Raw genomic sequence first — 1,601 nt, 5'->3', positions numbered from 1 at the left:
TTGGGAAGAAGTGTCGCTTCCTCCGCCGCTTTTTGTGCAAGCAGCTCTTTCCGTTTTTCTCCCAGCTCGGTAATCCAGCTTTTGAGGTTTTTAATGAGCTGCCGGATGGACTGCATCAGGCGGTTGGCAGCCTTGATTTCCCGGTTCAGATTGCCGATATTCGTCTGGATACCACGCTTTTCCATCTGCCGGACAGCAGCACCCTCATGGACAGTGGGGACAATATCAAGCCCCTGTCTGGCATAGGAACGCAAATCCACACGCTCCGGGCGGTTATTGGCTTCCAGATAGCGGTTCTGAATGACCTCCCATTCATGCCGCCAGATTTCACAATACTTTCTGTCGTTCCAGTCAACCGTATCTTCCTTGTGGCTTTTCCACCTGCCGGACGGAAGTTTTATCCGTTCCCCATTCTCGTCAAGGTCATAGACCTTGCGGCTCTTGGGAAGCCATTTCCCATGCCCGTCCATTGCCCGCATAGTCAGCATGACATGGGCGTGAGGATTGTGTCCCGGAGGATTTGGGTCATGGATGGCAAAATCAACAATCATGCCTTTGGAAACAAATTGCTGTTTACAGAACTCCCGGACAAGGGCGGCGTACTGGTAAGGCGGTATCTCTCTGGGGATGGTAAGCACCCACCTCCTTGCAAGCTGGGAGTTCCATTGCTTCTCCACAGCTTCGGCGGCGTTCCATAAGGTATTGCGATCTGCGTACTCCGGCGGGGCATTTGCCGGGAGCAGGATTTCATTGTGAACGATACCACGCTTTTCCGGGTAGTGCTTCACTTCCTGGTCGTATTCACAGAACAGCTTTTCGCCGCTCTGGTAAGCAGCGGCGGCAACAGCAGACTGCCGCTGGCTGCGCTGCACAATAGAAATTTCGTTGTGTGGACAGGGCATTTCGTGTCCCTCCTTCCTGTGATTGACTGATGGGGTGGCGTTTTGCCACCCCACCTTGGGCAGAAAAAAAGCAGGAGATCTTTTCAGATTTCCTGCTTGGTGTGCCACTGTGTAGGCGGCGGGTATTTAGTTGTGAAAGTTCGGGGCAAGTTGACCCGATGTGTAGGGAATGAAAAACTGGAAATTATTTTTCTTTGCATTTTATACCGTAATTTCCCCTACTACCATTTTCGTAGCCCCGATATATTTCATATCTTTTTCCATTTATCTCCACTTCGTCATCGTTAATAAATGTATAAGACTCGCCATTTTCTTCACAATATTTTGAAATTGCTTCCATAGTTTTTGCAAGAGTTGGGTAATTGGTACTATCCTCATAAGGAACCCAAAAAGCCTTTTTAAACATATAAAATACCTCCTTCTAATTTGTTAAATAATCCACGAATTTTCAAATCTTTGTAAAATAATAGTATCATACAACTTCGCAAAAGTCCACTTATAACTTCTAATTTGTTGCTGTCTTTATTATACTGCATTGCCTATCGAAAAGATAGTATATTTTATAAAACTTGTCGGCTGGGAACAGCTTGCAATGCAAGGTGTCCCCAGATGGCAAGTCCACAAAAGGGTAGCTGGCGAAAGCCAGCGCAGGGGAAGCGTAGCGTCCCCTGTTTGATTTGGAGCAGACCATGACTGCGG

The 1,601-nt window shown here is 47.6% G+C and carries 2 protein-coding genes; both read right to left on the bottom strand.

Going from position 1 to position 1,601, the window contains the following annotated elements; genetic code table 11:
• Window positions 1–902: MobQ family relaxase (gene mobQ / locus DWX32_RS19085; RefSeq protein WP_147398518.1), on the bottom strand; the 902-nt coding region annotated here is incomplete at its 3' end.
• A 184-nt stretch (window positions 903–1,086) separates the two neighbouring features.
• Entirely contained in the window at window positions 1,087–1,308 is a 222-nt protein-coding gene (locus DWX32_RS19080; RefSeq protein WP_006876003.1) for a DUF4318 domain-containing protein, read from the bottom strand.
• Window positions 1,309–1,601: the final 293 nt, after the last annotated feature.

The organism is Blautia sp. AF19-13LB, assembly GCF_003479105.1.
Taxonomy (GTDB): Bacteria; Bacillota; Clostridia; order Lachnospirales; family Lachnospiraceae; genus Fusicatenibacter; species Fusicatenibacter saccharivorans.
Note: the sequence above shows the minus strand (reverse complement) of the source record. Positions and strands in the feature narration are given on the sequence as shown.